This is a genomic window from Turicimonas sp. TL08, assembly GCF_054660695.1.
Window position 1 is genome coordinate 20,151 of sequence record NZ_BAAGDP010000029.1, and the last position, 7,100, is coordinate 27,250.

A 7,100-nucleotide genomic window follows, 5' to 3' on the forward strand; every position below is an offset into this window, starting at 1 on the left:
GGATTCTCATATTTAACGAAAAATTAAGCCTGTCGGTGGTTCGGACAGGCCTAATTTTTATTTATCTTTGTGGTTGGCTAGCAGATACAAAATACCCACTAGGACAGCACCTCCAACAATATTTCCCAATGTCACAGGCACTAAGTTATTAATAAAGAAATCACTCCAACCTACAGCTAGTGCTTTAGCTTCTCCTGCATTAACTAAAGCGATATAACGAGCATCGGTTCCGGTAAAAATGCCAAGAGGAACGAAGAACATATTAGCTATACAGTGTTCCATACCCAAAGCCACGAATGCCATGGTCGGGAGCCAGAGAGCGACCACTTTTCCGATAACCTCCGTGCTTGCAGCGGCTGCGAAAACCGCTAAGCAAACCAACCAGTTGCAGCCGACTCCTCGGATAAAAGCAGACAACCAATCTAAAGAACATTTGGCGTTAGTTAGGTTCACGATGCTTTTTGCCCAGGGAAGTGTTCCGCCGGCACTTTCAAAAATAAGACCGGAAGAAAAAGCAATGACATAAGCAACGAACAGTGCCCCCACAAAATTACCAACCCAAGCAGCACTTCCTGCAAGAAAGGACTGTCCGACAGAAATTTGACCTCTAAGTTTTGCCGTTGTTAAGGTCATGCAGCTGCCGGTAAAAAGGTCTGCACCGCATAAAACAACAAGCATCAAACCGAGCGGGAAAACTGCACCGAAAATAAGCTTTCCCACTGCTCCCCACGACTCCCAAGGGAGTACTAGACCGACCCTTATCGCTAAAAATCCGCCGATAGCAATGTACATGCCGGCTAAGACGGTATTTGCAATCCGGGAAATTAAATTTTGAGAGGCTTTAGAAACCCCCATGTTGACAGTTGCTTCTAAAATTTGAGCGGATGACAAAGTCGCCATCTGGTTCTCCGAAGAATAAGGAATTGAATCAATTGAATTTATCGAGCGCATTATACGGTTTACCTCTCCGGAAATAAGGAATTCCCGGAGAGAATTCAAAGCTTTAAAACAAAAAATCGAACTTTGAATCTTTATGCACGAAACGGAGATTTAATTCTTTTCCAGGTCCTCTAGGCTGGACTCACCGCATAATAGGACCAATCTTTGACAAAATATAGAAAATATTAGTTACACTGTAACCACTCTAATGACTTCTTGAAGAGCTCAAAAATGACTAAAACAATGCTTTCTATAATCCTGGCTCTTGGTTTTGCTTCAGTTGTTGCGGCTGCTCCGAGAGTGGAAACTCCACCCTCCATTGATTCTAAAGACAATATTTCCGGGGGCATGTCTGAGAAAAAAGTAGCACGCATAACAGCTAAAAAAACTGACGCAGTCACTAAAGAAGAACTTGAACAAGCTAAGAAAGATATTGAAGCCGCAAAGGTTCGTCAGAAAGATCCGAGATTCTGGCCAAAGACCAAAATTGAAGAGACCGTCAACAATAACAACGTTGTTACTGAAGTCAAGGTCACTCCAATGAGTACCCAAATCCCTTACACCATGACTCGTGAGCAACCTTCCAATCAATCTAAGAACGGAACCAGCGGCGACAATACCATGAGCGTTCCAAAATTCATTAATTTCGGTTTTTAAGAATGGCTGTATTTACTCCTCTTTCTGAAGAAGACATAAATAATTTTCTAAAGAATTACGACATCGGTGATTTAGTTGAGTACAGCGGAATCCTCTCAGGCATTGAGAATTCCAACTTTTATGTGACGACCACAAAAGGCCGATATGTCCTAACTGTCTTTGAAAGACTTAACGAAACTCAGATCCCTTATTATCTGAAACTTCAAAAACATCTTTTAGATAAAGGACTTTCGGTAAGTGGTCCCATCACGGATAAAAACGGGCACCTGTTTTCTTCGTTGAAAAATAAACCGGCAAGCATTGCTCCTTGCATTAAAGGAGAATACGTTGATCAACCAAATGCTCAGGCCTGTAATCAGATGGGCAAAATGCTTGCAGAAATGCACCTTGCCGTAAAAGATTTTCCTTTAACTCAAGAAAACACAAAAGGTTTAGCCTTCTGGGAATCTTCCCTTCCCTCTCTGAAGCCATACATGCCCGAAGAGCTTTTTGAATATCTGAAAAAAGAAATTCATCGGCAAAAAGAATTAATGAATTCGCAGGCTTACAAAGAACTTGAAGCAGGCGCGGTTCACGCAGACCTTTTCAGAAATAATTCACTTATTGAAATCAATGGAGACGAGCAAAACCTCGGCGGAGTCATTGATTTTTACTTCGCCTGCAATGCTCCGTTCCTATACGACCTTGCCGTTACCCTTAACGACTGGACGATAGATCAAGAAACCGGAGAATTCCTTCCAAAGGAAACTCAAGCATTTTTGGAAGGATACAACTCAGTGAGAAAACTAACGGAAAAAGAACACTCTCTTTGGCAAGACATGCTTTCGGCCGGGGCTCTTCGCTTCTGGGTCTCTCGTCTTTATGACTTTTACCTTCCGCGTGAAGCCAGTATGTTGAAGCCTCACGACCCGAGACATTTCGAAAGAATATTGAAATTGAGAAGAGAAGCGGATCCGAAAGATCTTCCTTGGATCTAGTCTGAGGTTCAAATTTTCAAGCAGGCAGATTAACCTCTGCCTTTTTTGTTACTGATTTTTCTATTCTGAAATTTCTGACCTTTGTAAAAACAGTATGATAACGAAAGGTTTACTTTGGACTTTTTATGAACAAAAACTATAATCTCCCCGCTTCTACGGGACTTGTGTGGCTTAAGGCCGGATTCAAAATCATGAAAACAGCCCCTGTAGCCACCAGCGGCATCGTCGCCTTTTACTTATTGCTGATGCTTGTAGCAGGAATGCCGGGCGCTCTGCTAAACGTACCTTTCATTGATATTTTATTAAGCGGCCTGGTGACACCTTTTGGAGCCGTTGCAATTGCTAGTTGCGGCAGAGATGTATCCAAAGGAATAATCCCGACAATATTTCAATGCTACGGAGAATGTTTCAAAAACACCTCCGTCCGTAACAAACTCCTGCTCTTGGGGCTAATCTATGGAGTTTGCGTTATTTTGATCAGTCTTGTTTTTTCTTGGCTCTCCGCAGAGGACATCGCTAAGTGGTTCAGCAAAGACGGAAAGCTTCTTCCTAATGAGATAGTGTCCAACTTTCCTTGGGCTGCCGTCCTCTTTGGCTTCGTTTTCTATACCGCCCTTCTTTGCGTAACCTGTTTTTCTCCAATGCTCATTGCTTGGAAAGGAATGCCGCTTGGAAAAGCTTTCTTCTTCAGCCTCTTTGTCTGTTTGAAGAACGCCGGCGCTTTTATCGTTCTCGGACTTCTGCTGGCTTTAATCGCAACTTTCGGCACCACTTCCTTAAGTGCTTTGGGTGCAATCCTCGGCATTAATTCCGTCCTGGTCGTACTTTGGGGCCTTTTCATCACCTGTTGGTCCTATTGCACCCTTTGGCCTATTTGGTCCAGTATTTTCGGAGACCAAGACAGCCAAATCGTTTCTTAAACAAAATGAAACCATTTTCACTAATTTACGGTATTCGTTATTTGAAGAAATCAGTAAGCTTTACATAGATTTATTGGAGAAATTAATGCGTAAATTCTTACTAGGGGCCATCCTTTTATCAATGACAGGTTTGGCTTCTGCTGTGACTGTTGAAGATCTGACTTCCACTTCTTCTTGGATGCCTGCTACTGACTCAGTTCCGTCCTGCGACATTCCTGCGACTATCACTTTCAAAAAGAACGGTAAGCTCAATTCCGAACCTGGCTGCAACAGCCTTTTCGGTGATTATGTTATCGGCGATAACGACAAACTCGAATTCGTCAACATGGGAATGACGAGAAAGCTTTGCGCTAAACAGTATATGGACTTAGAAGCAAGCTTCACCGACCTTCTGAACAAAACCAAGTTCGCTAAGAAGGACGGTAAATATCTCATCTTGTTTGATGCGGATAAAAAAGAAATCGGACGTCTGGAGCCTGAGCGTTCCGGCTCCTGCAGCTAAATTTTTCTTAAAGAGCGAAGCCGGCGGCTTCGCTTTTCTTTAGTGTGCGGCTTCCCAATTCTCTCCCACACCAACCTCAGCAATTAATGGTACGTGCAATTCAGCAACTGAGGACATAATTTCCGGAAGTCTCTTCTTCACAACCTCCACTTCTTTATCCGGCACTTCCAGAATCAATTCGTCATGAACTTGGAGAATCAGCTTACTTTCTAAGTTTTCTTTTTGCAGCCAGTCTTGAACGGCAATCATTGCCATTTTGATGAGATCAGCGGCTGTTCCCTGCATCGGAGCATTAATAGCCGCGCGTTCAGCAGCTGCTTTTCTTGCGCCGGAAGCCTGCAGCTCCGGAATTTCCAATCTTCTTCCGAACACTGTCTGGATATATCCTTTTTCCAGGGCATGCCGTCGTGTATCCTCCATGTACTTGGATACTCCCGGATATCTTTGGAAATAACGGGCGATATAGTTCTTAGCATCATGGCGATCAATATTTAAATTCTTTGCTAACCCGAATGCACTCATGCCGTAGATCAAACCAAAATTAATCACCTTAGCTATTCTTCTTTGATCCGGGGTGACAGCTTCCAAAGGTTCGGAGAATACTTCCGCAGCTGTTGCCCTATGAATGTCTTGGTTTTTCTTAAATGCTTCGGTAAAACCTTTATCTCCTGATAAATGAGCCATGATTCTCAATTCGATCTGAGAGTAATCGGCACTGATAATTTTCTTCCCCGGGCCTGCGATAAAGGCTTCCCTCACCCTTCTTCCCTCCGGTGTCCTTACAGGAATATTCTGCAAGTTCGGATTAGTCGAAGACAATCTTCCGGTAACGGCCACCGCCTGTTCAAAGGTCGTATGAACCCTTCCATCTCGAGGAGAAATTTGAGTAGGCAACTTTTCAGTATAGGTAGAAATAAGTTTGGTCAGAGCACGGTATTCCAGCGCAATTTTGGCCAAAGGATAATCCAGTGCAAGTTCTGAAAGAACTTCTTCGCTTGTAGAATAATTTCCTGAAGCGGTCTTTTTCGGGGGTTTGCCGTAGATGAGAACTCCCAACTTATCAAAAAGAATCTCTCCGAGTTGTTTCGGACTAGCCAAATTAAATTTCTCTCCGGCAATAGTCTCTCCTTTCTTTGACAGTTCGGATGCTTTTGCTTGAAGTTCCGCTGTCTGCTTTGCCAATAACTGTTTATCGATCAACACACCGTTTTGTTCCATTCTGAACAAAACACGGCTCGTCGGCATTTCGATTTCACGGTATATCTTTTGAAGATTCGGATCCTTTTCTATCAGTCCGCAGAATAAATCGGATAAGTGTGCCCCGACGTATGAACGCTCCATCGCAAATTTTGCGCAAGACAAAGTATCTACTTCGCTAAAAGTTTTCTTTTTAACGCCCTTGCCCAATAGGACATCTTCGCTCTGCAGCTCAAACTTAAGCCAATTGTACGAAAGCTTTTCAATGTAATGGGTTCGATGAGCTTCCAGAACATAATTCTGAAGTAAGACGTCTTCTTTTATACCGTTGAACTCGATGCCTATGTCGGCCAAAACGTGTGCTATGTATTTAGCGTCATAGCAGCTCTTTTCAAAAGCCGGATCAGAAAGCCACGAACCGAATATTTGCGTAAACTCTTCAGGCGTAATACCTTGAGGATCAACCCAATTGGTACTCACCGGGACGAACCAGTTTTTACCTGTATTCCACCCGACTGCGATCCCGCGCAAAGTGTATGTAAAATCTTTGAAATCGGCTAGCACAAACAAGAAAGGAAGCTTGCCCTCTTTGCTCTGAGAACAAATCTCTTCAACAAGATGCTTTGCTTCTTCCGGAGATTCAATTGTTTGCTGAGAGAACTCTGCCAATTGAACTTCTTTCTCTGCCGAATTGGAAAAAAGATCCATTTCATCTGATGCCTCTTCGTCAGATTTCTTGGAATCTGTTTTAATTGAACCGCTCTTGGGCTCATCTTTCAGATCTTTGAGAAAAGCGCGAAATTCCAGGCGTTCATAAAGTTCTTTCAGAGCCGAAACATCTGGCTCTTTAATTTTTAGATCTTCCAATGAGTTAACTTGAGAAGAAATATCGGCATCCTGCTTGATTGTCACCAAAGCTTTAGCAACCGGCAAAAAGGCCAAAGACTCTCGAAGGTTGTCACCAATCTTCCCTTTTACCGCAGAAGCGTTCTCAATAATATTTTCCAAGGATCCATATTCTTCAAGCCACTTGGAAGCTGTTTTCTTACCGCATTTCGGAACGCCGGGCACATTATCAATTTTGTCCCCCATCAATGCGAGGTAATCAATAATTTGTTTTGGAGGTACACCGAATTTTTCCTTAACCCCTTCAATATCGAGCCAAGTATTTTCTGTACCCATCGTGTTAATCAAAACAACGTTTTCCGTGACAAGCTGAGCATAGTCTTTGTCTCCGGTCGCTATGACGACTTTACATCCCGCTTCTCCTGCAGACTTCGCAATTGTTCCGATAGTGTCATCTGCTTCGATACCGTCAACTTGAATCAGCGGAATACCTTGCTTTCTAACTGCATCAAAAACATCGGGAATTTGCAGCTTAAGATCTTCGGGGGTTTCTTCTCTATTGGCTTTATAGTCCGGAGAAATATCGGAGCGGAAGGTTTTTCCTTTCGGGTCAAAAACGCAAGCCACATAGTCCGTAGGGACATCTCGTCTTAATGCCCTAAGCATCGAAAGAAAGCCTCTCGTGGCTCCGGTTGGATGCCCTGACTTCGTATTAAGAGGAGGCAGGGCAAAGAAAGCCCGGAAAAGAAAGTGCGATGCATCGATTAATAGTATTGTTTTGCTCATATGTTTTCCTTGCGGACTATTTAAGAGATAGTTCAAACTCGATCTGCATATATTAATAGTTCAAATCCTATTCACAATCTTCAAAGATTCATTTAGAGACAGGCCAAGATGAGCGGCTAGAAAAGGATTTGGTCGCCGGCAGACACCATAATTGACATCCTCCTCTTCGTGAACGAAGAGGATTCCCTACCACCACTACAACAGCCGTAGCCTATTGTTGTAGAAGGTCTCGTTGGGTTCCTGCTGACAACGGCCTTACTGCACCGTTCATTTCAC

General features: G+C 43.3%; 6 protein-coding genes. 4 read left to right on the forward strand and 2 right to left on the reverse strand.

The features are described 5' to 3' along the window. Nucleotides 1-57: 57 nt before the first annotated feature. On the reverse strand, nt 58-900 hold the full coding sequence (locus ACYQ4O_RS11650; protein WP_460175706.1) for a formate/nitrite transporter family protein: 843 nt from the start codon (nt 898-900) through the stop codon (nt 58-60). 270 nt (nt 901-1,170) lie between these two features. Here ACYQ4O_RS11650 and ACYQ4O_RS11655 point away from each other — a divergent pair, with 270 nt between their 5' ends. The 4 genes from ACYQ4O_RS11655 (at nt 1,171) to ACYQ4O_RS11670 (ending at nt 3,995) form a co-directional block, all read left to right on the forward strand. Further along, complete coding sequence (locus ACYQ4O_RS11655) at nt 1,171-1,596, forward strand: hypothetical protein (protein WP_460175707.1); 426 nt, start codon at nt 1,171-1,173, stop codon at nt 1,594-1,596. 2 nt (nt 1,597-1,598) lie between these two features. Next, a complete protein-coding gene (locus ACYQ4O_RS11660; RefSeq protein ID WP_308514309.1) occupies nt 1,599-2,573 on the forward strand; it encodes a homoserine kinase in 975 nt (324 codons plus the stop codon). 125 nt (nt 2,574-2,698) lie between these two features. After that, complete coding sequence (locus ACYQ4O_RS11665; protein ID WP_308514310.1) at nt 2,699-3,493, forward strand: BPSS1780 family membrane protein; 795 nt, start codon at nt 2,699-2,701, stop codon at nt 3,491-3,493. Between the two features lie 85 nt (nt 3,494-3,578). Further along, nucleotides 3,579-3,995 carry an META domain-containing protein gene (locus ACYQ4O_RS11670; RefSeq protein ID WP_066592566.1) on the forward strand — a complete coding sequence of 139 codons (417 nt, stop codon included), beginning with the start codon at nt 3,579-3,581 and terminating at the stop codon, nt 3,993-3,995. 39 nt (nt 3,996-4,034) lie between these two features. Here ACYQ4O_RS11670 and polA read toward each other — a convergent pair whose 3' ends face one another. Continuing rightward, nucleotides 4,035-6,824 (reverse strand): DNA polymerase I, encoded by a 2,790-nt coding sequence (polA, locus tag ACYQ4O_RS11675; RefSeq protein ID WP_460175708.1) that lies wholly within the window; start codon nt 6,822-6,824, stop codon nt 4,035-4,037. Nucleotides 6,825-7,100: the final 276 nt, after the last annotated feature.